The following is a 24,578-nucleotide window of genomic DNA, read 5'->3' as shown; positions in this document are numbered from 1 at the left end:
ATCAACCGATGCGCGAGTTATAGACCAGCTTGCTGATGTCCTTGCGCACCTTCACCCCGTCGGCGTCGGCGGGATACTGCATCATCAGGTTGCCCAGGGGGTCGACCACCCAGATCGGCGCCTGCAGGCCGGGCTGGCCCGCGGCCGTGTCGCGCGCCAGCAGGTAGCGCGCCAGTTGGTCCGGATCGGCGCGCAACATGATCGTGCCCTTGTAGGCTTCCAACACCTTGTCGGGCACCGGCCCGTCGTCGGTAATGAACCATACCCGCGCCAGCCGGTCGACGTTCTTGCCCTGGCTGGCGTGCGTATTGCGGGTGATGTAGAGCTTGCGGGCGCAGCTTTCGGGGCAGGCCGCGCCGTCGGCTGCGACGAGCAGCCACTTGCCCTTCAGGCTTTGCAGGTCGAAAGGCTTGCCATCCAGCGTGGTCAGCTTGAGCGCCTCGGGCGCCGGCATGGGTCGCTGCGGCGTCACCAGCTCGCCATAATTGCTGGCGTCCTCGGGCCACCACTGCGGATTCATGTAGACGACGAACGCCGCCACGATGGGCGCCAGCGTGCACAGGAACACCAGCACCATCGGCACCAGCGAACGCTTGGCGGGTTTGGAAGAAGTCAGGTCGCGAGCCACGTTTTTATGGGTCCTGTTGTGGTGAAAGCCAGGCGGTCAGGCCGCCGGATCCTTGGCCGCGCGTTGGCGCATGCGCTTGATGGCGCCCCCCAGCACCACCAGCCAGGCGATGGCGGCAAACAAGGCAAACGAAAACCACTGCACTGCGTAGAAAGTGTTCTTCTGGAAATCCACCGATGGCTCGGGCCAGTCGTGCACGAGCGCGTCGTTTTCACCGGTGCCGAACTGGCTCACCACCACGGGCAGGAGCGTCAGCCCGGTGGCCTTGGCGTAGGCGTCCAGCGGCAGGTTCTGCACCTGCGGCACTGTGCCGCCGGCCACCGGCAAAGTGGCGGGCAGGGCGGAGGCATCGTTGCCGTCCAGCGACCAGATTTCGAACATGCGCGGCACGCGTTCGGACAATTCGCCCTTGATGGTCTGGTCGCCCTGCGGCGTGGCCGGCAGCGTCGGGGCGCCCTGGCCCTGGATCACGCGCGGCAGCCAGCCGCGCAGCACCAGCACCGCGCTGCGGCTGGGGCCATCGAGCAGCAACGGCGTGGCCAGCCAATAGCCCGGGCGGCCCTCGTAGTTGCGGTTGTCCAGCAGTACACTGAACTGCGGCAGCCACGTGCCCGTGGCCTGCGCCACGCGCCAGGGTTTCAGGTCGCCTGGCGGGGTGGACGGCGACAGCGCCAGCGGCGCTTGCTTGCGGCCGGCTTCGATAGCCGCCAGAATGGCGCGTCGCTCATCGGCGCGCCGCAACTGCCACTGGCCCAACGACGTCAGGATCACCACGGCGATCCCAAGCAGAAGTAAAGCGGCTATGGTGTAGCGAGTCGAATGCGGTCGGGCCATTTGTCTTCAATAACTCTGATTTGTCCGGAGACCATCATGCGCGTTTTCGTCGTTCTGGCCTTCATCGGTATCCTGGCCAGTCTGGCATCCGCCCTGGTCTACCTGATGCGGGACAAAGGCACGACCAGCCGCACGGTCAATGCGCTGACGGTGCGCATCGGCCTGTCGGTGGCCCTGTTCCTGTTCGTGCTGTTCGCCCACCACATGGGCTGGATCGAAAGCACCGGTTTTAGATAGGCCGGCGCCCGGCGGGTTCCCTGCGCGCCGGGCGGTTACGCCGCCCGGGCCAGCCGTATTGGAACACGGACTGCCGTCGTGCGAAGGGCGAGACCCGCGGCGCCGGTATTTCCCGGCGGCCCGCAAGCCTCGCCCCGTTCAGCCGATCGGCCCGGGCCCGGCAGCGCCGGACCCGTCCCTTAGAACCAGTAGACGAACAGATACAGGCCCAGCCACACCACGTCCACGAAGTGCCAGTACCAGGCCGCGCCTTCGAAGCCGAAGTGATGGTCGGCGGTGAAATGGCCGCGCATCAGGCGGATCAGGATGACCGTCAGCATCGTGGCGCCCAGGATCACGTGGAACCCGTGAAAGCCGGTCAGCATGTAGAACAGCGACCCATAGGCGCCCGAATTGAACTTGAGGTTCAGCTCGGTATAGGCGTGGTGGTATTCGGCGGCCTGGCAGGCCACGAAGATGAAGCCCAGGATCACCGTGGCGGCCAGCCAGAACATGGTCTTGCCGCGATGGTTTTCACGCAGCGCGTGGTGGGCGATGGTCAGCGTCACGCCCGAACTGAGCAGCAACGCGGTGTTGATCGTGGGCAGCCAGAAGGGGCCGACCGTCTGGAAGTGCTCGACCACGCCCGCGGGGCCGAAGTTGGGCCACACGGCCTGGAAGTCGGGCCACAGCATCAGGCGGTGGTCCATATCACCCAGCCACGGCGTGGTGATGGTGCGCACGTACCAGAGGGCGCCGAAGAACGCGGCGAAGAACATCACTTCCGAGAAAATGAACCAGCTCATGCCCCAACGGTAGGAACCGTCGATGCGCTTGCTGTTCATGCCGGCTTCGGATTCCTGGATGGCGTCGCCGAACCAGTAGTACAAGACGACGATCAGCGCGACGAATCCCGCCAGCACCGACCATTTGGCCCAGCTTACGCCGTTGATCCAGCCCGCGGCGCCCAGGCCCATGAGCAGCAGCGCCACGGCCGTGCGCACGGGGTGCCCCGAGTCGGCGGGCACGAAGTAGTACGGTGCCTCTTTTCCTTGAACCGAGTGGCTTGCACTCATGGCTTTCTCCCTGGTACTGATTTATAGAATTAAGTGATTCAAGTCAGGCTGGATACGGCCCAACGCACAATTAACACCAGCACGGTCACGAAGATGGCCGCCGCCAACAACCCCGCCACGATCACATGGACCGGATTGAGCCGGGCGCTGTCCTCGCGATAGCCTGCGCCCTTGCGGACACCGAAAAACCCCCACGCCACCGCCTTCATCGTCTGAAGAAAGCTCAGCTTGCGCTGGGCGGATTCGCGCAGGTCGTCGCTCATGGCTAGCCGCCGACAGCCTTGCCCGTCAACAGCGCCGATCCGCGAAATACGGTCCAGGCAAACACGGCAATGACGAATACCAGCAGAATCAGTCCTGCGATCTTGTTGCGACGGCGCTGCTCGGGTGTCATTGCTATGCTGCCTGTTGCGTTGTAGGGATCGGACTTACTTGACTTCGGGCGGCGTCTCGAAGGTATGGAACGGCGCCGGCGACGGCACGGTCCATTCCAGCCCTTCGGCGCCTTCCCACGGCTTGGCCGCGGCGACTTCGCCCTTGCCCATGTAGCAGCGCAGCACTGCCCACAGGAAGATCAGCTGCGACAGCCCGAACCAGAAGGCGCCGATGGTGGCGATCTGGTGGAACGTCGTGAACTGCGCGGCGTAGTCGGCGTAGCGGCGCGGCATGCCGGCCAGGCCCAGGAAGTGCATCGGGAAGAAGGTCACGTTGAAGGAAATCAGCGTCGACCAGAAATGCAGCTTGCCCAGCTTTTCGCTGTACATGCGGCCGGTCCACTTGGGCAGCCAGTAATAGGTGCCGGCGAACAGCGCGAACAGCGAACCGGCCACCAGCACGTAGTGGAAGTGCGCCACCACGTAATACGTGTCGTGCACCTGGATGTCGATGGGCGCCACGGACAGGATCAGCCCGGTGAAGCCGCCCATGGTGAACACGAAGATGAAGCCGATCGAGAACAGCATCGGGGTTTCGAACGTCATGGACCCGCGCCACATGGTGGCAACCCAGTTGAACACCTTCACCCCGGTCGGGATGGAGATGAGCATGGTCGCGTACATGAAGTACAGCTGCCCGGTCACCGGCATGCCCGTCGTGAACATGTGGTGCGCCCACACGATGAACGACAGCACGGCGATCGACGCGGTGGCGTACACCATGGAGGCGTAGCCAAACAGCTTCTTGCGGGCGAAGGCGGGCACGATGGCCGACACGATGCCAAACGCCGGCAAGATCATGATGTAGACCTCGGGGTGCCCGAAGAACCAGAACACGTGCTGGTACAGCACCGGGTCGCCGCCGGCCGCGGCGTTGAAGAAGCCCGTGCCGAAGTGGCGGTCGGTCAGCACCATGGTGATGGCGGCGGCCAGCACCGGCATCACGGCCAGCAGCAGGAACGCAGTGATCAGCCAGGTCCAGCAGAACAGCGGCATCTTCATCAGCGTCAGGCCGGGCGCGCGCATGTTCAGCACGGTCACGATGATGTTGATCGCGCCCATGATGGACGAGGCGCCCATGATGTGCATGGCGAAGATGGCCAGGTCCATGCCCGGGCCCATCTGCAGCGACAGCGGCGCGTACAGCGTCCAGCCGGCGGCGGTGGCGCCGCCCGGCACGAAGAACGAGGCGGTCAGCATGATGGCAGCGACCGGCAGCAGCCAGAAGCTGAAGTTGTTCATGCGCGCGAACGCCATGTCCGATGCGCCGATCTGCATCGGGATCATCCAGTTCGCAAAGCCCACGAACGCCGGCATGATGGCGCCGAACACCATGATCAGGCCGTGCATCGTGGTGAACTGGTTGAACAGCTCTGGGCGGAAGAACTGCAGGCCCGGCTCGAAGAGCTCGGTGCGCAGCAGCAGCGCCAGCGTCCCGCCCTCGAGCAGCATGACGAACGAGAAGATGAGATACATCGTCCCGATGTCTTTGTGGTTGGTGGCGAAAAGCCAGCGGCGCCAGCCGGTCGGCATGGCGTGGTGGTGGTCATCGTGACCGTGGCCGTGGCCCGGCGACACGTGGTCTACAGTGACGCTGCTCATGATGGACTCCTTCCTGCTGAGTGCCGGCCCCGTTCCACGGAACCGGCAGGGTATCTCTAACTAAACGGAACCAGCTCTGACGATGGGAAAACGCGGTGCGCTCAACGCGCGGCCGTGACATCCTTCGGCATCACTGTCGGGTCCTGCCCCTTGCCGGCGTTGCTCCAGGCATGGCGCGTATAGCTGATGACCGCGGCGATTTCGACATCATTGAGCTGCGGACCGAACGCCGCCATGGCGGTGCCGGGTTTGCCCTTCAGCACGGTGTTGATCTGGGCCGCCTTCGGGCCCAGCACAACCTTGTCTCCGTCGAGCGCGGGGAAGCTGCCCGGGATGCCCTTGCCGTTGGCCTGGTGACAGGCCACGCAATTGGCGGCGAAGACCTTCTCGCCACGGGCAACCAGTTCGGCTTCCGTCCACTCTTTATTGGGATCGTCGGCGTTTGCCGCCATCTTCTTCTTTTGGTCTTCGACCCACTTGTCGTAGTCGGCCTGCGCCAGGACTTCCACGACGATGGGCATGAAGGCGTGGTCCTTGCCGCAGAGTTCTGCGCACTGGCCACGGTAGATGCCGGGCTTTTCAGCACGGAACCAGGCATCGCGCAGGAAACCGGGGATGGCATCCTGCTTGACGCCGAAATCGGGGATCATCCAGGAGTGGATGACGTCGGCCGCGGTGAGGACGACGCGAACCTTCTTGTCCACGGGCACCACCATGTGGTTGTCCGTTTCCATGAGGTAGAACTCGCCCTTGGCCTCGCGGTTCTCGATCTGGGCGCGCGGCGTCGACAGCGTGGCGAGGAACTTGATGCCGGCGGCGGAGCCATCGAGATATTCGTAGCCCCACTTCCATTGGTAGCCGGTGACCTTGACGGTGAGATCGGCGCTGGAAGTGTCTTTCATGGCGACGACCGTCTTGGTGGCCGGCAGCGCCATGGCGATGACGATGATGAAGGGGATGACCGTCCAGGCCACTTCCACGCCAAGATGTTCGTGGAAGGTCGCCGGCTTGTGGCCGCGGGACTTTCGATGCGCCCAGATGGAGTAGAACATCACTCCGAAGACGCCGACGAAAATCACGATACAGATCGTGAGCAGCATCCAGTGCAGCCACATGACATCACGCGTGATCTGCGTGACGCCTTCGTGCAGGTTCAGCTGATTGACCTTCGGGCCGCCGGGCATGTCTTGCACCTGAGCGCCGGCCACGCTGCCAATCAGCATCGCACAAGCCCCCAGTATCCCTCTCCACTTCTTCATGCTTACCTCGAAACACGGCGCGAGGGCCCTTGTCGCCTAGTGGCACGGATGTCACTGCAACAGGACTACGCGCAATTATTAGATGGCAGGGCTAGGCAGGGAGATAGAGCGGCCCCCGCATTCCCACTCGAAATCACAAAGAAACTGGCGGATTATAGCGGACGCACAAATAGATGTAAGTTTGTGCTCTTGAATTCATGGTACCCGCCCCCATCTGGCCGACCCCTATTGACGCGCCAGGCAAACAGGGTGGCATAAAATCCCGCACAGTCTCATCACGACGGCCCCACGATGCCCAAGCAGTTGTCCGATTTGTATGCCGACCTGAGCGCGCGCGCCCAAGAGCCCGCCCCCGTGGGCGCACACGCTTTATATATAGCGGGGCGCCGCTGCGGCTGGGCCACGCATGCGGCGTGCGATGCCCTGCACGGCGCGGATCACATCGAGGCCGACGACGACGCACTGCGTATCGGCGCCGCGCTGGCTCCCGGTGCCGCGCTGGACGCCGTGCTCGAACAGGCCGCGCAACTGTTGCGCCAAGCCAACTGCCTGCGTGGCTGGCGGGATGAATTGCTGGACGTCCTGGACGGCGACACCGCCATCGGCGCCATCGAGCGCGCGGCGGTACGGCCGCTGGGCCTGTTGACCAAGGCCGTGCACCTGAATGCCTGGACGCCCGACGGCCGCGTCTGGATCGCGCGCCGCTCGCTCAGCAAGTCCACCGACCCCGGCATGTGGGACACCCTGGTGGGGGGACTGGCGGGCAGCGGCGAAGACCTGGAAGCCGCGCTGGTGCGCGAATGCGGCGAAGAGGCCGGCCTGGATGCACCCGACCTGGTGGCGCGCACGCCGCTGCGCACCATCTTGCGCATCCACCGCCGCCTGCCCGAGGGCTACCAGGTGGAAGACGTGCTGACCAGCACCTGTGTGCTGGCAGCCGACGCCCGTCCCGCCAACCGGGACGGCGAAGTCATGGAAATCGCCGCCGTCGACGTGGCCACGGCGGTACGCCGAGTGGCCGACGGCGAATTCACGCTGGAAGCGGCGCTGGTGATTCTCGAAGACATCATGCAGCGCCAGGCCGCCGGCGAAATCTGACGCGCCGGCCTGCCCGCGGCCGCGCTAGCGCGGCTGCACGCCGGGCTCGCCCAGCAGCGGGTCGCGCCGCGCGGCGTCATCCGCGGCCCCATCCCCCGCCTGCAACTCCCCCTGCGCAAGCGGGGCGGGCCGAGCGGCATCGGGCTGGATAACCTCGTGCGGGCTGACGCCATGGTCGCCGGCCTCTCGCAGTGCACGCGACGCTTGCACATCGATACCGCCCGTATCCGCCGACCCCGCCCCCGCGGCCTCGGCCGCCTCGGCGGCCTGCGAAGGCGTCGGCACGGAAGCCGGAGCAGGCACCACGGGCGCCGGCGCGGCGTTCGCCTGCGAAAACTGCTTCCAGACCTCGATGGCGCGCAACCGCTGCTTGGCCACCACCTGGATGCGCTCACGCAAATGCTCGTCGCGCGCCAGCAGCGCGTGGAAATCCCGCGACGACAGCATGAGCAGCTTGCTGTAGCCCAGCGACGTCACTTCCGGCGCAATCTGCTGCTCGCCCAACAGGCCCAGTTCGCCAAAGAATTCGCCGCTGCCCAGCTCGATCATGGTGTTGTCTGGCAGGTGCACCGCCACGGCGCCCGAGGCCACGAAACACATTTCCTCGCCGTGCCGCCCCTTGGTCAGGACCCGCTGGTCGGGCAGCGCCAGGCGCGGCTTGAGCAGCTTGCTGATGGCCCGCAGCGAATCGGCCGACAGGCCTTCGAACAGCGGCACGCGGTTGATCAGGTCGGCCGCGCTCATTTCGATGTCCAGCGGCGGATGCGTGTCGATGTGCGCCCAGCGGCTCTTCAATTGCGCCATCAGGTCGGCGTAGACCTCGCCGCTGATCAGGAACTGCTCGAGCATGTCGCGATAGCGGATGCGTTCAAGCTCGCGGGCCACGCGGCCCAGGTAGCTTTCCTGCAGCCACTGGGCATACGAGGGATATTGCAGGTTCAGCGCCTGCATGGCGTTGTCGATCAGGTCCAGCCGCCGCTGGTGCAGCGACACGATGCGCTGCGTGGCGGCTTCGCCCAGCAGGGGCGTGATCTGTTCGCGCGCGAATACGATCAGGCGCTGCGCGACCGACCGCTTGCTCATCAGGTTGGCGAACCGCTGTCCCAGCTCGCGCGCCAGCCAGCCCTGGAAGCCGAACAGGTAATGCAACCGCAACGCCAGCCGGAACCCGGTGGAATAGCGTACGTCCGCCACGATGGCCCGTTCGAAACCGGGCACGCCGCCCATGCGGATGGCATCCTCCAGCCGTTCGGCCCGTGCCAGCAGCGCCTCGGCCATGCGCCAGTCGACGATTTGCGCCTTGAGAACGTCGAAGAACATTTCCTCTTCGCGCTGCGCCACGATCGCCAGGCCCACCGATACGCGCTGCTCGTCGCTCATCTGGCTGACCTGGCCGTCGTGCACGCTGGTCAGGCTGGCGTCGAACACGGCGCGGATGCGGTCGCGCACCTCGGTGCCGATGTGTTCGGTCTTGGCCACTTCGTCGGTCTTGCCCTGCAGGTCCTCCAGCGCCACCGCCAGCGCCTGGTTGCGGATGGTGCGTTCCACCGGCGACAGCTGGTTCAGCCCCAGCATGCGGATCAGCGGCCGCAGGCTGATGCCATTGACGAACAGCGTCAACAGCACGAAACCGGTGGTGGCCACGGCGATGAACTGGCGCGCCTCTTCGGGTACCCCCGTCTGCTCGGTCACGGCCAGCGCCAACGCCAGCGACACGGCGCCGCGCAGGCCGCCCCACAGCATCACCACCTTATAAGGATTGCTGACCTTGGTGCCCAGCCGGGTCAGCCCCAGCAGGGGCAAGAGGCCGAACACCACGATCGCACGCGCCACCAGGGTCACCACGAACACGACGCCAACCAGCACCAGTTCCTGCCAATCGGCCGCGGCCATCAGCTTGGGAATCAGCATGGCCGCGAACAGGAAGATGAGGGAATTGGCCCAGAAACCGAATTGCTCCCAGGCGCTGGACAGGTATTCGAAGGTGGTGGGCGACATACGCGTGCGCCCGGTCGAGCCGACCACCAGGCCGGCGATCACGGTGGCCACCACGCCCGACACGTTCAAGTAGTGCTCGGAAATGAAGAACGACAGATAGGCCAGCGTCAGCGTCAGCGTAATCTCGGCGGTGGGAAAGCCGCGCAGCCAGGCGAACAGGAAACAGGCCAGGCGCCCCATGGCAAAGCCGGCAATGCCGCCGCCGATGAAGTGCACGATGAAGTCGTTGAAGATGCCGCTGACGGTCAGTTCGCCGTGGCCACCCAGAACGGCCAGCAGCACCGAATACAACGCGATCGACGCCGCGTCGTTGAACAGGCTTTCGCCCTCGACCAGCGTCGTCAGGCGCTTGGGGGCCCCGACTTCGCGGAAGATGCCCACCACCGCCACCGGATCGGTGGTGGCCACGATGGCGCCCAGCAGCAGGCACACCACCAGGCCATAGGGTGAAATGGCGTCCAGCGTCACGCCCACCACCACCGTGCACACCACGACGGCCACGATGGCCATCATCAGGATCGGCCCGATGTCGTCCATCAGCCGGCGCACGTTCATGGACAGCGCGGTCTCGAACAGCAGTACCGGCAGGAAGACCATCAGGAAGGTCTCGGACGAGATCTCGAAGCGTTCCAGCGAATCCAGGAAATCGCCGATCCAGCTGGGCGCCCAGCCGTGCACGTGCACGATGATGCCCAGCAAGCAGCCGACGATAGCCAGCAGCACCGAATAGGGCAGCTTGAGGCGACCGGCCAGGGGCGGCATGAAGCACACCAGCGTCAACAGGCCGGCCAGGCCGAATACGAGAAAACCTACATCCATGGAAAACGCCGCGTCCCGATCATGAAGCTTGTGAGAAGTTCCACAAGAATAGCGGGTTTTCGTGCAAGTCCTGCCGCGGGCGCCTGCACCACCACGTTTCGTTACGCCATCCCTGCCACCGGGCATGCGCCGAGCCGCGACTTTTTCGGTAAGGTAAGGGCCGTGCAGAACTTTGCAGGAGCCGCACTTGGCACGCGTCCACACCCTGGCCCGGCGCAACGATCCCCCGGCCATGCTTGTCCAATTGACCGATTGCCATCTGTTCGGCGAGCCCGAAACCGTGATGCTGGGCGTCAATACCGACGCCAGCCTGCGCGCGGTGCTGCGCCAGATCGAGGCCGACGGCAAGCATCCCGACCTGCTGCTGGCCACCGGCGACCTGTCCCAGGACGGCGAGCCCGCGGCCTACCGCCGCCTGGCGGCCACCCTCGGCTCGGCCCCGGCGCTGGAAGGCGCGCAGATCCGCTGCCTGCCCGGCAACCACGACCTGCCGGCGGCGATGCGCCAGGAACTGCCCGAATGGTCGGCGCCCGTGACGGACGTGGGCGCCTGGCGGGTGGTGTCGCTGGACACCACCGTGCCGGGTTCGAACGCCGGCCATCTGCCCGACAGCCAGCTGGACTTGCTGGAAGCCGCCCTGGCCGAGGCGGCCGGACGGCACACGCTATTGGCCATGCATCACAACCCGATGCAGATCGACAGCCACTGGCACGACTCGATGATGATCGACAACCCGCAGGCGCTGTTCAAGTTGTTGACGCGCTGGCCGCAGGTGCGCGTGCTGCTGTGGGGCCACGTGCACCACGAATTCGATCGCCGCCGGCACAACCTGCGCATGCTGGCCACCCCATCCACCTGCTTTCAGTTCAGCATCCGCGACGGCAAGCATGTGGTGGACAACCTGGCGCCGGGCTATCGCTGGATCAAGCTCTATCAAGACGGCTCGATGGCCACCGGCGTGCGGCGCGTCCAGGATGCCCTGTGGCATACGGCGCAGGCCGAGCCGGGCAGCGCGCAGGCGGCTTAGCGACCTGGTGCGTTTGGCGCGCGCAATAAAAAACGGGGCACCATATGCGTGGTGCCCCGCAAGCATCCGTCTCATAGGGGAGGGGAAAGAGGAGAAGCCGAGACGGATGACAAGACTGCCAACCAAAGTTTGCGGTCTACGTGAAGTTAGGCGGTGCGCACCTCATTAAGTTTCTGGAATCGCGCGTTATTTCGCGATGAATTTGTATCAATTTATTGACATAGGGAAGGGCTCGCACGAGCGGCCTGCGCCCCGCCTCGCGGGGTTGCACCCGCAAATGAAAAGGGCTGCACACGGCAGCCCTTTTACGTGGTGCGACGCAAGCATCAGGCGGCGAGGTTGCCGCGCATTTTCTTCAGTGCAGCCGCTTCGATCTGGCGGATGCGTTCGGCGGATACGCCGAATTCCTGGGCCAGTTCGTGCAGCGTGGCGCCGCCGTCGTCTTGCAGCCAGCGGGCTTCGACGATGCGGCGCGAGCGCGCATCCAGCGCTTCGAGGGCACTGGACAGCCCCGTGCTTTGCAGCTGATCGCGTGCGGCGCGTTCCAGCACGCGGGTCGGTTCCTGGCGGCCTTCGTCGGACAGGTACGCGATGGGCGCGTAGCTGTCGTCATCGTCATCCTGGTTTTCCAGCGACATGTCGCGGCCGGACATGCGCACTTCCATTTCGCTGACGTCTTCGCGGCGCACGTTGAGTTCGCGCGCGATGTGGTCGACCTGTTCGGGGTCGAGCGTCTGGCCGTCGGGGCGCATGCTGCGCAGGTTGAAGAACAGCTTGCGCTGGGCCTTGGTGGTGGCCACCTTGACCAGACGCCAGTTGCGAATGATGTATTCGTGGATTTCGGCCTTGATCCAGTGCACGGCGAACGACACCAGGCGCACGCCGCGCTCGGGATCGAAGCGCTTCACGGCCTTCATCAGGCCGACATTGCCTTCCTGGATGAGGTCGGCGTGAGGCAAGCCGTAACCCAGGTACTGGCGAGCTACCGACACCACCAGGCGCAGGTGCGACAGCACCAGTTCGCGCGCGGCGCCCAGGTCTTCCTGGTCGCGCAGGCGACGGCCCAGTTCGGTCTCGCGCTCGGCGGACAGGACCGGCAGGCGGTTGACTGCGGAAATGTACGCGTCGATCGTGCCGAGTGCGCCCGGATTGGCAATGGCCAACGCCAGGGCGTTGCCGGAAGCGGCCAACGAGGTACTGGGTTGTTTCATAGCGGCGGTCTCCGGAAAGCGAAGGGGTAAAGACATGGATTCGATGTTAGCACTCTAGTAAAGGGAGTGCTAATTCGACTATTGCGGCGCGTCAAAGTTTCCTTCTCGCAACACGTCCCCAATTTAAATTCATAACCGCCCGCCTGCCTGGCCGCCCCAAGGGCGGGCAGCTCCCGCCCCGGGCTCCCCCTACCAGCCCAAGCGTTTGAGGCCCTCGGCGGTGGACTCGCCGTCCGGCCGGACGAACAGGGCGCCGCGGGGGTCCAGGAAGACCTGGTATTTCGCGCCGTCGAAAAGCGGCATGTAGGCCGCGCTGCCGAATTGGACATCGACGAAGGGGAACCAGTTCGGGAAACTTTGCTTGAGCTGGCCCAGGTCCGGCGCGGGCCAGTCGTCCAGCGCGTGCACCGAGCGCGTGGCCGAGGCTTCGCGCGCCGTGTCGCTGTAGCGGCCGGACAGGCGCTCGAGGCGGTACAGCGGCGGCACGCCGGCCATCAGGGCCGGCAGGCGCCAGCGCACGACGCGGGCGTCGATCTGCCACTGGTCGCCGTACAGCACGTATTGCCGGGCGCCCACGCCCGGCGCGGTGGCGCTGACCTGGAACTGGCCATCGGCCTGCTGGCGGGCCTCGATCCGGGCGACCGGCTGGTCGGTGGTCAGCCTGAAGAACTGCACCAGGGACAAGGCCAGCAAGCCGGACACGCCGCCCAGCAGCAACAGCATCAGGCCGAACAGGCGCCGCACCGGGCGGAACTGGAAGGTGCGACGGCCGCGCTCGTCGCGCGGGCCGCCCTTGCCCAGGAGCATGGCGATGCCCGGCAGAAACAGGACGATCGCGGCCAGCAGGATCCAGACGAAGGGAGCGATTCCGTTGATCAAATCAGGCGGTCCTTAACAAGAACGCCGGGACGGGCAGTCTGGTGCACACGGCGCCGACAGCCTGCCCCGGCAGGCTGCCCAGTATAGAAGCGAGACGTCAGGGGGCTGGCTTTCCAAGCCGCTCGACGTGAAACCGGATGTGATCTTCGATGAACGTCGAGATGAAGTAGTAGCCGTGGTCGTAGCCGTCCTGGCGACGCAGGGTCAGGGGCTGGCCCGCGGCGGCGCAGGCGGCTTCGAAAACCTCGGGATACAACTGTTCGGCCAGGAATTGGTCTGCCGTGCCCTGGTCGACCAGGATGCCGCCGGGGAAGGGCTGGCGCAGGCCGCGCATCAACAGGGAAGCGTCATAGGCCGCCCAGTCGTCCGGATTGTCACCCAGGTAGGCGCCGAACGCCTTTTTGCCCCAGGGGCACTGGCTGGGCGCGGCAATCGGCGCGAAGGCCGACACCGAGCGGTACTGGCCCGGGTTGCGCAACGCCAGCACCAGTGCGCCGTGCCCACCCATCGAGTGGCCGAACAGGCCGACCCGCGCGGCGTCGCCTGGCAGGGCACGGGTGATGATGCCGTGCAGTTCCCGCGTGACGTAGCTGTCCATGCGGTAGTGGCCGCGCCAGGGCGCGGTGGTGGCGTCCACATAGAAGCCGGCACCGGTGCCAAGGTCCCAGCTTTCGTCTTCGCCCGGCACGCTGGCGCCGCGCGGACTGGTGTCGGGCGCCACCAGCATCACGCCCAGTTCGGCGGCCAGGCGCTGGGCGCCCGCCTTGATCATGAAGGTCTCTTCGGTGCAGGTCAGGCCGGCCAGGTAGACCAGCGCCGGCACGGGGCCCTGCTCAGCCTGGGGCGGGACGAACACCGAAAAACGCATCGGCAGGCCGATCTCGGCCGAATCGTGGCGGTAATAGCGCTGCGTGCCGCCAAAACAGCGATGCTGGGAAATGAGTTCCAGGGCGGCGGGCATGAGCGATCTCCGGGGGCTGAGGCTGAAATGAACACGGTCGGGATTAGGGTATATCCACGGTACGACGATCCGTCGCCGAATGTTAACCTGCCCGAAACGGGGTCCTTCTTATAAAAAGTATCGATTCCGTGCCCATATTGTGATCACGGGGCTTGACCAGCGTCCACCGTGGCACTATTTATATAAGTACGAGAAGACAACCCGTTCTTCTGGAAGCGCAAGCCCTGACACTATGGCCCGTCTGCCCCGTCTGTACGCCCCTGGGCTGCCCCAACTGGTGCAGGCCAACTTCATTCAGCCGCTGGCGGCGCCGTCCCAGCCCGCCCCGGCCGATATCCTCAACCAACTTGCCGCGTGGCTGGGCGAATCCGCCCAGCGCCACCGGGTCTCGGTCCATGGCTGGCTGCTCGCCAACGACCGCATTCTGCTTTTGGCCACGCCCGCCGACGAAGAAGGCCTGCCGCGCCTGATGCAGACGCTGGGCCGCAACCTGGCCGCGCGCCTGCGGGGCGGCCGCGTCTTCGCGGGCCGCTACCGGTCTGCATTGCTCGAGCCGGGCGCCTGGGTGCTGCCCGCCCTGGTCTGGCTGGAAACCTACCCCGTGCGCAGCGGCGCCTCGCAAGATCCCGATTCCTGGCCCTGGTCGTCGGCCTCCAGCCATACCGGCAACACCTCGGCCGCACCGGCACAATGGCAGTCCGACCACGCCGACTACTGGGCGTGTGGCAATACGCCGTTCGACCGCCAGGCCAATTACCGCAAGCGCCTGCAAGACGGCCTGTCGCGCGAAGAAACGCAGCGCATCGACCAAGCCGTCTCCGGCCAATGGGCGTTGGGCGGCGCGAACTTCATCGCCAGCCTGGCGCACACCGCCAGCCGCCGCGTCGCGCCCGGGCAGCGTGGCCGCCCGCGCAAGAAGCCGGCCGCGCCCGCTGCCGACACCGAACAGGCGGCGACGCCTGCTCCCGTCTCGCCGCCAACCCCATCCGGTTCGACTTCCTGACACAGCGCCTTCGGGCGCTTTTTTTCATTGCCGACACGCGGTAAGCCGCCGCCGGCCGCTTGCGTTCGTGCCTGCCGACGCTGTTCTCCGCAGCGTCCCGGTGACGCGAAAACATCAAAATAAACGGGGACGAAACATCGGGAAAATAGGGATTTCACTACCCTTGGCCTGGCCGCCCGGAAGGCGTGCCCTCGCCAAGCCTTATTTGGCAAGGGCTTTGATACGTCACCATATTAATGCTCTATGACGGTGCATTCTTTTAATTAGGGTCATACCCCTTATATTCCTGTTGCACCCTACTGTTGACGGGGGTATTGTCCGTCTCCTGCACTGCAACATTACGACGCAGGCTCACTGCGGAGCGCGCCATGCCCCAAATTACCCCGAACGACTCCTGTCCCACCCCCAAGGCGACCCCGATCGATGCCACCCGCATCGGCATGCCGCCTGCCCAGGGCCTGTACCACCCCAAGAACGAGCACGACGCTTGCGGCGTGGGGTTCGTGGCACATATCAAGGGCAAGAAAAGCCATGCCATCATCCAGCAGGGCCTGAAGATCCTGGAAAACCTGGATCACCGCGGTGCGGTGGGCGCGGACAAGCTGATGGGCGACGGCGCCGGGATCCTGATCCAGATTCCCGACACGCTCTACCGTGAGGAATTCGCCCAGCACGGCATCACCCTGCCCCCGCCCGGCGAATACGGCGTGGCCATGGTGTTCCTGCCCAAGGAAACCGCCTCGCGTCTGGCCTGCGAACAAGAGCTGGAACGCTCGGTGCGCGCCGAGGGCCAGGTGGTGCTGGGCTGGCGCAACGTGCCGGTGGACGTCGACATGCCCATGTCGCCCACCGTGCGCGACTGCGAGCCGGTGATCCGCCAGCTGTTCATCGGCCGCGGCGCCGACGTGATGGTGCCCGACGCGCTCGAGCGCAAGCTGTACGTGATCCGCAAGACCGCCAGCCACGCCATCCAGCACATGCACCTGGCGCACGGCAAGGAATACTTCGTGCCGTCGGCCTCGGTGCGCACCGTGGTCTACAAGGGCCTGCTGCTGGCCGACCAGGTGGGCCGCTACTACCGCGACCTGGCCGACCCGCGCACGGTGTCCGCGCTGGCGTTGGTGCACCAACGCTTCTCGACCAACACCTTCCCCGCCTGGCCGCTGGCCCACCCGTACCGCATGATCGCCCACAACGGCGAAATCAACACGGTCAAGGGCAACTTCAACTGGCTGCGCGCCCGCGAGGGCATGATGCAGTCGGCCGTGCTGGGCGACGACCTGAAAAAGCTCTACCCCATCGTCTACGAAGGCCAGTCCGACACCGCCACGTTCGACAACTGCCTGGAACTGCTGGTCAATTCGGGCTACTCGCTGGCCCACGCCATGATGATGATGATCCCGGAAGCCTGGGAACAGCACACGCAGATGGACGAAAGCCGCCGTGCCTTCTACGAGTACCACGCCGCCATGATGGAGCCGTGGGACGGCCCCGCCGCCGTCGCGTTCACCGATGGCCGCCAGATCGGCGCCACGCTGGACCGCAACGGCCTGCGCCCGGCGCGCTACCTGGTCACCGATGACGATATGGTCATCCTGGCCTCGGAAGCCGGCACGCTGTCCATTCCCGAAAACCGCATCGTCAAGAAGTGGCGCCTGCAGCCGGGCAAGATGTTCCTGATCGACCTGGAACAGGGCCGCATCATCGACGACGCCGAAATCAAGCTGCAGCTGGCCAACAGCCGCCCGTACCGCCAGTGGATCGAGCGCCTGCAGATCAAGCTGGAATCGCTGCCGGCCCCGCGCCAGGCCGCCGTGGCGACGCAATCGTCCGTGTCGCTGCTGGACCGCCAGCAGGCCTTCGGCTGGACCCAGGAAGACTACAAGTTCATCCTGGAACCCATGGCCACGTCCGGCGAGGAAGTGATCGGCTCGATGGGCAACGACGCCCCGCTGGCCGTGCTGTCCGACCGCGCCAAGCCGTTCTACAACTACTTCCGCCAGTTGTTCGCCCAGGTCACGAACCCGCCCATCGACCCCATCCGCGAACAGATGGTGATGTCGCTGGTGTCGTTCATCGGCCCCAAGCCCAACCTGCTGGACATCAACAACGTCAACCCGCCGCTGCGCCTTGAAGTGTCGCAGCCGGTGCTGGATTTCGCCGCCATGGCGCAGATCCGCGACATCGAACAGGTCACCGGCAAGAAGTTCCGCAGCTTCGAACTGGACATCACCTACCCGGCCGCCTGGGGCCCCGAAGGCATCGAAGCCCGCGTGGCCGCGCTGTGCGCCCGGGCCGTGGATGCGGTGCAAAGCGGCTACAACATCCTGATCGTGTCGGACCGCCTGGTCGACAGCGAGCGCGTGGCGATTCCCGCGCTGCTGGCCACGTCGGCCGTGCACCAGCACCTGATCCGCGCGGGCCTGCGCACCAACACCGGCCTGGTGGTCGAAACCGGCTCGGCCCGCGAAGTGCACCACTTCGCATTGCTGGGCGGCTACGGCGCCGAGGCGATTCACCCCTACCTGGCGCTGGAATCGCTGGGCAAGATGAACGACCCGGAAAAGGCCGTCAAGAACTTCATCAAGGCGATCGGCAAGGGCCTGAACAAGGTGATGTCCAAGATGGGCATTTCCACCTACATGTCCTACACCGGTGCGCAGATCTTCGAAGCCGTGGGCCTGCAGAGCAGCCTGGTGAACAAGTACTTCACCGGCACCTCGTCCAACATCGAAGGCATCGGCATCTTCCAGGTGGCCGAAGAAGCGCTGCGCCAGCACCGCGCGGCCTTCAGCACCGATCCGGTGCTGGCCAACGACCTGGATGCGGGCGGCGAATACGCCTATCGCGTGCGCGGCGAAGAGCACATGTGGACGCCGGATTCCATCGCCAAGCTGCAGCATGCGTCGCGCGCCAACAACTACCGCACGTACAAAGAGTACGCGCAGATCATCAACGACCAGAGCCGTCGCCACATGACGCTGCGCGGCCTGTTCGAGTTCCGCTTCGATCCGTCGCGTGCGATTCCGCTCGATGACGTCGAACCGGCCAAGGACATCGTCAAGCGCTTTGCCACCGGCGCCATGTCGCTGGGTTCGATCTCGACCGAAGCCCACTCGGTGCTGGCCGTGGCCATGAACCGCATCGGCGGCAAGTCCAACACCGGCGAAGGCGGCGAAGACGAACTGCGCTACCGCGCCGAAATGCGCGAAGGCAAGAGCACCATCAAGGACGGCGATACGCTGGCCTCGCTGCTGGGTTCGGACCGCATCGAAGCCGACGTGGCGCTCAAGAAGGGCGACTCGCTGCGCTCGAAGATCAAGCAGGTCGCGTCGGGCCGCTTTGGCGTCACCGCTGAATACCTGTCGTCGGCCGACCAGATCCAGATCAAGATGGCGCAGGGCGCCAAACCCGGCGAAGGCGGCCAGTTGCCCGGCCACAAGGTGTCGGAATACATCGCCAAGCTGCGCTATTCGGTGCCGGGCGTGGGCCTGATTTCGCCGCCGCCGCACCATGACATCTACTCGATCGAAGACCTGGCCCAGCTGATCCACGACCTGAAGAACGTCAATGCGAAGGCATCGATCTCGGTCAAGCTGGTGTCGGAAGTGGGCGTGGGCACGGTGGCCGCGGGTGTCGCCAAGGCCAAGGCCGATCACGTCGTGATCGCCGGCCACGACGGCGGCACGGGCGCATCGCCGGTGTCGTCCATCAAGCACGTGGGCACGCCCTGGGAACTGGGCCTGGCCGAAACGCAGCAGACGCTGGTGCTGAACCGCCTGCGCAGCCGCATCCGCGTGCAGGCCGACGGCCAGATGAAGACCGGTCGCGACGTCGTCATCGGCGCGCTGCTGGGCGCCGATGAATTCGGCTTCGCCACGGCCCCGCTGGTCGTCGAAGGCTGCATCATGATGCGCAAGTGCCACCTGAACACCTGCCCGGTGGGCGTGGCCACGCAGGATCCGGTGCTGCGCAAGAAGTTCCAGGGCAAGCCCGAACACGTCGTCAACTTCTTCTTCTTCATCGCCGAGGAAGTGCGCGAGATCATGGCCCAACTGGGCATCCGCAAGTTCGATGACCTGATCGGCCGCGCCGACCTGCTGGACATGCGCTCGGGCGTCGAACACTGGAAGGCCCAGGGCCTGGACTTTGCCCGCGTATTCCACCAGACCCAGTCCGACGCCGACGTGCGCCAGACCGAAGAGCAGGACCACGGCCTGGCCGGCGCGCTGGATCACCAGCTGATCGAACGCAGCAAGCCGGCGCTGGAGCGCGGCGAGAAGGTCTCGTTCATCGTGCCGGTGCGCAACCGCAACCGCACCATCGGCGCCATGCTGTCCGGCGCGGTGGCATCGCGCTACGGCCATGACGGCCTGCCGGACGACACGATCCACATCCAGTGCAACGGCACGGCCGGCCAGAGCTTCGGCGCGTTCCTGGCCCATGGCATCACCATGGACCTGGTGGGCGAAGGCAACGACTACGTGGGCAAGGGCCTGTCCGGCGGCCGCATCATCGTGCGCTCGCCCAACGACTTCCGCGGCTTCGGCCCCGACCACATCATCGCCGGCAACACCGTCCTGTACGGCGCGCTGGCCGGCGAAGCGTTCTTCAACGGCGTGGCTGGCGAGCGTTTCGCGGTGCGCAACTCGGGCGCCGCCACGGTGGTGGAAGGCACGGGCGACCACGGCTGCGAATACATGACCGGCGGCACCGTCGTGGTGCTGGGCGCTACCGGCCGCAACTTCGCGGCGGGCATGTCGGGTGGCGTGGCATATGTGTGGGACCCCGAGCGCACGCTCAAGCATCGCGCCAACCTGTCGATGGTCGAACTGGAAGCCGTGGTTCCGCATGCGGAACAACAGGCCCAGAACAACATCGACATCTGGCACAGCGCGCAGCGCGGTGGCGAGCGCGAAACGGATGAAACCATCCTGCGCCGCCTGGTGGAAGACCACTTCCGCTACACCGGCAGCTTCCGCGCCCGCGAAATCCTGGGCGACTGGGAAGCATCGCGCGGCAAATTCGTAAAGGTCATGCCGACGGACTACCGCCGCGCATTGGGTGAAATGTGGCGTGCAGCCAACCCGCAACAACTGGCTGCGTGAGGGATACCATGGGAAAGATTACCGGCTTTATGGAATTTCAGCGTCTGCAGGAGGCCTCGGAGGCCCCGCAGAAGCGGCTGAAGAACTGGCGCGAATTCGTGCTGCACCTGACCGATGACCAGGCCAAGCAGCAGGCGGCGCGCTGCATGGACTGCGGCATCCCGTTCTGCAACAACGGCTGCCCGGTCAACAACATCATTCCGGACTGGAACGACCTGGTCTACAAGCAGGACTGGCGCCGTGCGCTGGACGTGCTGCACTCGACCAACAACTTCCCCGAGTTCACCGGCCGGATCTGCCCGGCGCCGTGTGAAGCCGCCTGTACCTTGAACATCAACAGCGACGCTGTCGGCATCAAGTCCATCGAGCACGCCATCATCGACAAGGGCTGGGCCGAAGGCTGGGTGACCCCGCTGGTGCCTGCCCGCAAGACCGGCAAGAAAGTCGCGGTGGTGGGTTCGGGCCCGGCCGGCCTGGCCTGCGCCCAGCAACTGGCGCGCGCCGGCCACTCGGTGACCCTGTTCGAAAAGAGCGATCGCATCGGCGGCCTGCTGCGCTACGGCATCCCCGACTTCAAGCTGGAAAAGCACCAGATCGACCGCCGCATCTCGCAGATGGAAGCCGAAGGCGTGGAATTCGCGCCGTCGACCTACGTCGGCAACCCGTCGGATGCCGTCGCTGACGGCCTGACCGTGCGCACCCCGCAGTCGCTGCTGGCCGAGTTCGACGCCGTGGTGATGAGCGGCGGTTCGGAGACCCCGCGCGACCTGCCGGTGCCCGGGCGCGAACTGTCGGGCGTGTATTTCGCCATGGACTTCCTGCGCCAGCAGAACAAGGCCGTGGCCGGCGACCGCCTCACCAACCAGACGCTGGCCAAGGGCAAGCACGTGGTGGTGATCGGCGGCGGCGACACCGGGTCCGACTGCGTGGGCACCAGCAACCGCCACGGTGCGGCCTCGGTCACGCAATTCGAGCTGATGCCCCAGCCGCCCGAGTCCGAGAACAAGTCCATGACGTGGCCGTACTGGCCGCTGAAGATGCGCACCTCGTCGTCGCACGAAGAAGGCTGCGACCGCGACTGGTCCGTGACCACCAAGCTGCTCAAGGGCAGCAACGGCAAGGTCGAAAAGCTGGTCGGCGCCCGCGTCGAGTGGTTCAAGGACGAGTCCACCGGCCAGATGAAGATGCGCGAGGTCGAAGGCTCGGAATTCGAGATCAAGGCCGACCTGGTGCTGCTGGCCATGGGCTTCGTGTCGCCGGTGCAGACGGTGCTGGATGCGTTCGGCGTGGATCGCGACGCGCGTGGCAACGTGCGCGCCAACACCGACGACTATCGCACCAGCGTGGAAAAGGTCTTCACCGCCGGCGACATGCGCCGCGGCCAGTCCCTGGTGGTCTGGGCCATCCGCGAAGGCCGTCAGTGCGCGCGGTCGGTGGATGCCTATCTGATGGGATCGAGCGAATTGCCGCGCTGATCCCCGGCACGTAACGCCCTGATTTCGCCGCCTTGCGCATCCAGTGCCAAGGCGGCGAAGTCTTTTCAGGCAACCGACACTTTCGTTTCCGTAAGATGCGGCATCGACCCCGCCGCCGCCCCCCGCCATGTCCGCCCCCGAACCCGAGCTTGCCGCCCCGCCGACGCTGCCGCAGATTTTCCTGGCCTTCACCAAGGTCGGCCTGACCAGCTTTGGCGGCGGCCTGAGCGGCTGGATGCTGCGCGAATTCGTGCAGCAACGGCGGTGGATGTCAGAGTCCGATTTTCTCAGCGGCCTGGCGCTGGCGCAGTCGTTTCCCGGCGTCAACGTGGTGAACCTGGCCATCTGGATCGGCTTTCGGCTGCGCGGCGGCCCCGGCGCCTTGCTGGGCGGCCTGGGCATCACGGTGCCGCCGATGGTCGTGGCCATCGGCGTGGCCGCGCTGTTCGCCAGCCTGGCGCAGTCACAGGGGCTGCACATGGCCATGGCGGGCGTGGCGGCTGCAGCGGTGGGCGTGTCGCTGCAGACCGGCCTGCGCGCCGCGCGGCGCGCGCTGGTGGGCTGGGTACCGACCGCAGTCATGGGCATCACCTTCGCCGCGATCTTCCTGTTGCGCCTGCCCTTGCTGTGGGTGGTGGGCGCCATGGCGCCGCTGTCCATCGGCATCGCCTACAGCCGCTTGCGGCGCCAAGGGCGGCGCCCATGAACCTGGCCCTGTTGCACGACCTGTTCTCGGTGTTCACGCCGCTGTCGTTCCTGACGGTGGGCGGCGGCCAGAGCATCCTGCCCGACATCCACCGCCAGGCGGTGGACAGCTATGGCTGGATCAACGAGTCGCAATTCCTGGACTACTTCGCACTGTCGCGCATCACGCCCGGTCCGGCGTCGTTGCTGGTGACGCTGATCGGCTGGCACGTGGGCGGATGGGGCGGCGCGATCGCGGCGTCGATCGCCATCTTCCTGCCCTGTTCGCTGCTGATCTACGCGCTGGCGCGGGTCTGGGCGCGCTACCGCCACGCCACCTGCGTGCGCGCCATCGAAGCCGGACTGGTGCCGGTCGCCGCCGGCATGATCCTGGCGTCTTCCTGCACCGTGCTGCGCGCCGCTGAAGGCGGTGCCTGGGCCTGGGGCGTGGCCGCCGCGTCCACGCTGGTGCTGGTCTATACCCGGGTCAGCCCCTTTCTGATGTTGGCGGTGGGCGCCGCCGTGTTCCTGGCCGCGCTGGCCTGATTCCCCCCTTGCGCTTGCCGTCTGCGCTGCCCGTTGTTGCAGTGCAGCCACGGCGGCGCCGGCTTGCCCGCAGCGTTTGACGCATATCAACCGGCCCCGGCGCCGGGTCTGCGAACCTTTCCACTCACCCCATGGAAAGATCGGAGAAGAAAATGTTTTCGCTGAATGGGCGTATCCGCGCCACCGCCATCGCCGGCCTGATCGCTGCCGGCGCGTTTGCCGCCCCCGCCCAGGCCCACGAAGCCGGCGACATCCTGTTCCGGGTCGGCGCAACGCAGGTTCGCCCCGCATCGAACAACGGCACCGTGCTCGACGGCAGCGTCAAGCTCGATGCCAACAACAACGTGCGCCCCAGCTTCACGCTGGCCTACATGGCCACGCGCAACATCGGTATCGAACTGCTGGGCGCCTGGCCGTTCCAGCATGACGTGCACGGCAGCGGCCTGGGCAAGATCGGTTCGAGCAAGCAATTGCCGCCCACGCTCAGCCTGCAATGGCACATCCTGCCCGACAGCATGGTCCAGCCCTACATCGGCGTGGGCATCAACTACACCAAGTTCTTCGACACCAAGGCCGAAGGCGCGCTGAAGGGATCGGACCTGAAGATGGGCGACTCGTGGGGCGTGGCTGCGCAACTGGGCGCGGACATCAAGATCAACGAACGCTGGTTCATGAACGCCGACATCCGCTACATCGACATCAAGTCGAAGGTGAAGCTGAACGGCGAACACATCGGCACCGCACGCATCGACCCGTGGGTGCTGACCATGGGCGTCGGCTACCGCTTCTGACCCCCATGCCCGCCCATCAAGGGCGGCGCTGCGCGAGCAAGTCCTGGAACGCCTGCAATGCAGGCGTTTCGTCATCTGCGCGCCAGACCAGCTGCGTCTGCGCGCGGCCATGCTGGCCGGACAGGGGCATGACACGCAGCGACGCTTGCGCCCCCAGCACCGCCAGCACCGAGCGCGGCACGATGGCCACGCCCGATCCCGCGGCCACGCAGGCCACGATGGCGTGGTAGGACGCGAATTCCATCACCTTGCCCGGCGCCACGCCCGCCTGGCTGAACCATGATTCCAGGATGCGGCGGTACGAGCAGCCGGCCGTGAACGCAATGACGCTGCGGTCGCCCACGTCTTCGGGGCCGCGGATCTCGGGCCAGGCCAAGGGTGAAATCAGCGCCAATTCTTCCTGGAAAACCGGCTGCTGCGCCAGCCCCTGGCCGTCGAACGGTTCGGCCACGAACGCCGCTTCGATCTCGTAGTTGCGCACCTTGGCGGCCAATGCACCCGACGTGCCGGTGACCAGTTCGATACGCACTTGCGGCCAGGCCGCATGGTAGGCCGCCAGGATGGGCGGCAGGCGCGCCGCGGCCGTGCTTTCCATGGTGCCGATGCGCAGCAGGCCCTGCGGCGCGCCGTCGCGCACCGCCGCCTGGGCCTCGGCCGACAGGCGCAGCAGGCGGTCGGCATAGGACAGCAGCACGCGCCCCTGGTCGGACAGCACCAGGCGCCGGTTCTGGCGCCGGAACAGCGGCGCGGCCAGCGAGCTTTCCAGTTGCTTCAGGCGCGTGGACACGTTGGACTGCACCCGGTTCAGGTGGGCCGCGGCGCGCGCCACGCCGCCGTGGTCGGCCACCGCCTTGAAGATCTGCAACGCGTCGAGGTCTAAGTTTCTCATTTCAAGAACTTAAGTTCTTAATAATTCACTATTCAAGATA

At 65.8% G+C, this 24,578-nt stretch carries 21 protein-coding genes; 9 read left to right on the top strand and 12 right to left on the bottom strand.

The features are described from left to right. Position 1: 1 nt before the first annotated feature. On the bottom strand, positions 2 to 577 hold the full coding sequence (locus tag ACUDP5_RS01105) for an SCO family protein (RefSeq protein WP_263912912.1): 576 nt from the start codon (positions 575 to 577) through the stop codon (positions 2 to 4). 87 nt (positions 578 to 664) lie between these two features. Further along, positions 665 to 1,462, bottom strand: a complete 798-nt coding sequence (locus tag ACUDP5_RS01100; protein WP_445657969.1) for an SURF1 family protein — start codon at positions 1,460 to 1,462, stop codon at positions 665 to 667. A 36-nt stretch (positions 1,463 to 1,498) separates the two neighbouring features. Here ACUDP5_RS01100 and ACUDP5_RS01095 point away from each other — a divergent pair, with 36 nt between their 5' ends. After that, on the top strand, positions 1,499 to 1,699 hold the full coding sequence (locus ACUDP5_RS01095) for a twin transmembrane helix small protein (protein ID WP_025139905.1): 201 nt from the start codon (positions 1,499 to 1,501) through the stop codon (positions 1,697 to 1,699). A gap of 179 nt (positions 1,700 to 1,878) precedes the next feature. Here the strand turns inward: ACUDP5_RS01095 and ACUDP5_RS01090 are convergent, their stop codons facing one another. The 5 genes from ACUDP5_RS01090 to coxB form a co-directional block, all read right to left on the bottom strand. After that, entirely contained in the window at positions 1,879 to 2,754 is an 876-nt protein-coding gene (locus ACUDP5_RS01090; protein WP_199168027.1) for a cytochrome c oxidase subunit 3, read from the bottom strand. A gap of 38 nt (positions 2,755 to 2,792) precedes the next feature. After that, positions 2,793 to 3,017 (bottom strand): DUF2970 domain-containing protein, encoded by a 225-nt coding sequence (locus ACUDP5_RS01085; RefSeq protein WP_006392371.1) that lies wholly within the window; start codon positions 3,015 to 3,017, stop codon positions 2,793 to 2,795. Positions 3,018 to 3,019: 2 nt separating this feature from the next. Continuing rightward, complete coding sequence (locus ACUDP5_RS01080) at positions 3,020 to 3,148, bottom strand: cytochrome oxidase small assembly protein (protein WP_025139907.1); 129 nt, start codon at positions 3,146 to 3,148, stop codon at positions 3,020 to 3,022. 34 nt (positions 3,149 to 3,182) lie between these two features. Then, on the bottom strand, positions 3,183 to 4,790 hold the full coding sequence (ctaD, locus tag ACUDP5_RS01075) for a cytochrome c oxidase subunit I (protein WP_199168025.1): 1,608 nt from the start codon (positions 4,788 to 4,790) through the stop codon (positions 3,183 to 3,185). 101 nt (positions 4,791 to 4,891) lie between these two features. Further along, a complete protein-coding gene (gene coxB / locus ACUDP5_RS01070; protein ID WP_263912838.1) occupies positions 4,892 to 6,049 on the bottom strand; it encodes a cytochrome c oxidase subunit II in 1,158 nt (385 codons plus the stop codon). A gap of 291 nt (positions 6,050 to 6,340) precedes the next feature. Here coxB and ACUDP5_RS01065 point away from each other — a divergent pair, with 291 nt between their 5' ends. After that, complete coding sequence (locus tag ACUDP5_RS01065; protein WP_263912837.1) at positions 6,341 to 7,147, top strand: NUDIX hydrolase; 807 nt, start codon at positions 6,341 to 6,343, stop codon at positions 7,145 to 7,147. A 24-nt stretch (positions 7,148 to 7,171) separates the two neighbouring features. Here ACUDP5_RS01065 and ACUDP5_RS01060 read toward each other — a convergent pair whose 3' ends face one another. Beyond that, complete coding sequence (locus tag ACUDP5_RS01060; RefSeq protein ID WP_263912836.1) at positions 7,172 to 9,964, bottom strand: cation:proton antiporter; 2,793 nt, start codon at positions 9,962 to 9,964, stop codon at positions 7,172 to 7,174. 187 nt (positions 9,965 to 10,151) lie between these two features. Between ACUDP5_RS01060 and ACUDP5_RS01055 the strand changes: the two genes are divergently transcribed. Further along, entirely contained in the window at positions 10,152 to 10,991 is an 840-nt protein-coding gene (locus tag ACUDP5_RS01055; RefSeq protein WP_445657968.1) for a phosphodiesterase, read from the top strand. 326 nt (positions 10,992 to 11,317) lie between these two features. Here ACUDP5_RS01055 and rpoH read toward each other — a convergent pair whose 3' ends face one another. The 3 genes from rpoH to fghA all read right to left on the bottom strand — a co-directional run bounded on the left by rpoH (position 11,318) and on the right by fghA (position 14,042). Beyond that, complete coding sequence (gene rpoH / locus ACUDP5_RS01050) at positions 11,318 to 12,202, bottom strand: RNA polymerase sigma factor RpoH (RefSeq protein WP_445657967.1); 885 nt, start codon at positions 12,200 to 12,202, stop codon at positions 11,318 to 11,320. 189 nt (positions 12,203 to 12,391) lie between these two features. Further along, positions 12,392 to 13,081 carry a hypothetical protein gene (locus ACUDP5_RS01045; protein WP_175193299.1) on the bottom strand — a complete coding sequence of 230 codons (690 nt, stop codon included), beginning with the start codon at positions 13,079 to 13,081 and terminating at the stop codon, positions 12,392 to 12,394. A gap of 97 nt (positions 13,082 to 13,178) precedes the next feature. Next, complete coding sequence (gene fghA / locus ACUDP5_RS01040; RefSeq protein WP_263912833.1) at positions 13,179 to 14,042, bottom strand: S-formylglutathione hydrolase; 864 nt, start codon at positions 14,040 to 14,042, stop codon at positions 13,179 to 13,181. Between the two features lie 232 nt (positions 14,043 to 14,274). Here fghA and ACUDP5_RS01035 point away from each other — a divergent pair, with 232 nt between their 5' ends. From ACUDP5_RS01035 to ACUDP5_RS01010, 6 genes are all read left to right on the top strand, one after another. Then, positions 14,275 to 15,045: a hypothetical protein gene (locus tag ACUDP5_RS01035; protein WP_263912832.1), complete on the top strand. Its 771-nt coding sequence runs from the start codon at positions 14,275 to 14,277 to the stop codon at positions 15,043 to 15,045. A gap of 368 nt (positions 15,046 to 15,413) precedes the next feature. After that, positions 15,414 to 20,153 carry a glutamate synthase-related protein gene (locus tag ACUDP5_RS01030; protein ID WP_263912831.1) on the top strand — a complete coding sequence of 1,580 codons (4,740 nt, stop codon included), beginning with the start codon at positions 15,414 to 15,416 and terminating at the stop codon, positions 20,151 to 20,153. An 8-nt stretch (positions 20,154 to 20,161) separates the two neighbouring features. Then, complete coding sequence (locus ACUDP5_RS01025; protein ID WP_445657966.1) at positions 20,162 to 21,628, top strand: glutamate synthase subunit beta; 1,467 nt, start codon at positions 20,162 to 20,164, stop codon at positions 21,626 to 21,628. A gap of 127 nt (positions 21,629 to 21,755) precedes the next feature. Further along, complete coding sequence (locus ACUDP5_RS01020; protein ID WP_445657965.1) at positions 21,756 to 22,334, top strand: chromate transporter; 579 nt, start codon at positions 21,756 to 21,758, stop codon at positions 22,332 to 22,334. Continuing rightward, positions 22,331 to 22,858, top strand: coding sequence for a chromate transporter (locus tag ACUDP5_RS01015; protein ID WP_445657964.1), 528 nt, complete (start codon positions 22,331 to 22,333; stop codon positions 22,856 to 22,858). The genes ACUDP5_RS01020 and ACUDP5_RS01015 overlap by 4 nt, the downstream gene beginning before the upstream one ends. A 152-nt stretch (positions 22,859 to 23,010) precedes the next feature. After that, positions 23,011 to 23,649, top strand: a complete 639-nt coding sequence (locus ACUDP5_RS01010) for an OmpW/AlkL family protein (RefSeq protein ID WP_175193304.1) — start codon at positions 23,011 to 23,013, stop codon at positions 23,647 to 23,649. A 16-nt stretch (positions 23,650 to 23,665) separates the two neighbouring features. Here the strand turns inward: ACUDP5_RS01010 and ACUDP5_RS01005 are convergent, their stop codons facing one another. Continuing rightward, entirely contained in the window at positions 23,666 to 24,538 is an 873-nt protein-coding gene (locus tag ACUDP5_RS01005; RefSeq protein ID WP_263912828.1) for a LysR family transcriptional regulator, read from the bottom strand. Between the last annotated feature and the right edge of the window lie 40 nt (positions 24,539 to 24,578).

It is taken from the genome of Achromobacter sp. NCFB-sbj8-Ac1-l, assembly GCF_052695805.1.
The sequence above is the reverse complement of the archived record's forward strand: the minus strand, read 5'-3'. Positions and strand labels throughout refer to the sequence as shown.

Coding starts and splice junctions, on each gene's coding strand:
- ACUDP5_RS01105 (WP_263912912.1), bottom strand. CDS start 577: ATGGTGCTGGTGTTCCTGTGCACGCTGGCGCCCATCGTGGCGGCGTTC.
- ACUDP5_RS01100 (WP_445657969.1), bottom strand. CDS start 1,462: ATGGCCCGACCGCATTCGACTCGCTACACCATAGCCGCTTTACTTCTG.
- ACUDP5_RS01095 (WP_025139905.1), top strand. CDS start 1,499: ATGCGCGTTTTCGTCGTTCTGGCCTTCATCGGTATCCTGGCCAGTCTG.
- ACUDP5_RS01090 (WP_199168027.1), bottom strand. CDS start 2,754: ATGAGTGCAAGCCACTCGGTTCAAGGAAAAGAGGCACCGTACTACTTC.
- ACUDP5_RS01085 (WP_006392371.1), bottom strand. CDS start 3,017: ATGAGCGACGACCTGCGCGAATCCGCCCAGCGCAAGCTGAGCTTTCTT.
- ACUDP5_RS01080 (WP_025139907.1), bottom strand. CDS start 3,148: ATGACACCCGAGCAGCGCCGTCGCAACAAGATCGCAGGACTGATTCTG.
- ctaD (WP_199168025.1), bottom strand. CDS start 4,790: ATGAGCAGCGTCACTGTAGACCACGTGTCGCCGGGCCACGGCCACGGT.
- coxB (WP_263912838.1), bottom strand. CDS start 6,049: ATGAAGAAGTGGAGAGGGATACTGGGGGCTTGTGCGATGCTGATTGGC.
- ACUDP5_RS01065 (WP_263912837.1), top strand. CDS start 6,341: ATGCCCAAGCAGTTGTCCGATTTGTATGCCGACCTGAGCGCGCGCGCC.
- ACUDP5_RS01060 (WP_263912836.1), bottom strand. CDS start 9,964: ATGGATGTAGGTTTTCTCGTATTCGGCCTGGCCGGCCTGTTGACGCTG.
- rpoH (WP_445657967.1), bottom strand. CDS start 12,202: ATGAAACAACCCAGTACCTCGTTGGCCGCTTCCGGCAACGCCCTGGCG.
- fghA (WP_263912833.1), bottom strand. CDS start 14,042: ATGCCCGCCGCCCTGGAACTCATTTCCCAGCATCGCTGTTTTGGCGGC.
- ACUDP5_RS01035 (WP_263912832.1), top strand. CDS start 14,275: ATGGCCCGTCTGCCCCGTCTGTACGCCCCTGGGCTGCCCCAACTGGTG.
- ACUDP5_RS01030 (WP_263912831.1), top strand. CDS start 15,414: ATGCCCCAAATTACCCCGAACGACTCCTGTCCCACCCCCAAGGCGACC.
- ACUDP5_RS01025 (WP_445657966.1), top strand. CDS start 20,162: ATGGGAAAGATTACCGGCTTTATGGAATTTCAGCGTCTGCAGGAGGCC.
- ACUDP5_RS01020 (WP_445657965.1), top strand. CDS start 21,756: ATGTCCGCCCCCGAACCCGAGCTTGCCGCCCCGCCGACGCTGCCGCAG.
- ACUDP5_RS01015 (WP_445657964.1), top strand. CDS start 22,331: ATGAACCTGGCCCTGTTGCACGACCTGTTCTCGGTGTTCACGCCGCTG.
- ACUDP5_RS01010 (WP_175193304.1), top strand. CDS start 23,011: ATGTTTTCGCTGAATGGGCGTATCCGCGCCACCGCCATCGCCGGCCTG.
- ACUDP5_RS01005 (WP_263912828.1), bottom strand. CDS start 24,538: ATGAGAAACTTAGACCTCGACGCGTTGCAGATCTTCAAGGCGGTGGCC.